1 protein-coding gene is annotated in these 968 nt (G+C 41.2%); it reads left to right on the top strand.

Going from position 1 to position 968, the window contains the following annotated elements; translation table 11 throughout:
• Positions 1-372 precede the first annotated feature (372 nt).
• The gene (locus tag OGV65_RS00025) at positions 373-885 is read left to right on the top strand and encodes a GNAT family N-acetyltransferase (protein WP_279264969.1); all 513 of its coding nucleotides are present in this window, start codon (positions 373-375) and stop codon (positions 883-885) included.
• The last annotated feature ends 83 nt before the right edge of the window (positions 886-968 follow it).

The following is a 968-nucleotide window of genomic DNA, read 5'->3' as shown; positions in this document are numbered from 1 at the left end:
GTGGTCGCGCTGGGCATCGTTAGAAAATGGACAGACGTGCCGACGAATCTGTATCAGTTGCTTTTCTATAGCGCCCTGGCCGTGGGAATAATGAGCTTGTTTGTAAAATCCTGAATGAACAGCCGCAAGTTCGGAAGATGTCTTTTCATTTTTGCTCAAAGCAGACCAGGCAATCAGTTGGCCTGTCTGCTTCGAGCCAGAAGCTAACATCGATAAAAAATAACTTAATGGTCGAGCTCCACCAACTTGAGACCTTAGATTTCGTATTCAAAGTTTGAGGGTAAGACAGTCACAACGGACATGTAGACTTAACAGGCCGTATATATTACAAATTTAATATCATTTTTCTCTCATAAAGTAAGGGCCTATCCCATGTCTTTAATCATACGACAAGCAACATTAGCCGATTCGGGATTACTAAATGAGCTTGGCTACCGCTTCTATACTGCGCACTTTAAGCATATGTGGAAGTCAGAATCAGAATTTGATAATTATTTGGAGGGTGAATATTCACTTCCTGTTATTGAGCAGAGTATTAATGATAAAAACATTAGCTGGTATATAGTTGAAATCGAGGAGCCGATTGGTTTTGTGAAGCTGACATGGCAAGCAACTATCCCGAATACAGACATCAGCGGTGTTTTACTTAATAAACTCTACCTTGCCCCAACCAAAACGAATCAGCATTACGGTCAACTAATGTTTAATAAAGTCATAGATCTTGCCCGAAGTCAGGGGAAAAAATATTTATGGCTGGAGGTTCTTGAACAAAATGAACGTGCTCAAAAATTCTATAAAAAGCAGGGAATGAAACACATCAGCGACATCATTTTCGAAACAAAGTCACAGAGGAGCATACTCAAGTTAATGGGGATGTGTATATAAGGCCCGCTTCACGCCCTGAGACATTCGACAAGCTTTTTTATGGCTTCAGTAAGGGCGACTTTCGCGCTTCCAGTGCCAGCAAA

It is taken from the genome of Citrobacter sp. Cb004 (assembly GCF_030337065.1).
Taxonomy (GTDB): domain Bacteria; phylum Pseudomonadota; class Gammaproteobacteria; order Enterobacterales; family Enterobacteriaceae; genus Citrobacter; species Citrobacter braakii.
Note: the sequence above shows the minus strand (reverse complement) of the source record. Positions and strands in the feature narration are given on the sequence as shown.

Excerpts from the sequence above, each read along its gene's own strand:
- OGV65_RS00025 (WP_279264969.1), top strand. The coding sequence starts at position 373 with ATGTCTTTAATCATACGACAAGCAACATTAGCCGATTCGGGATTACTA.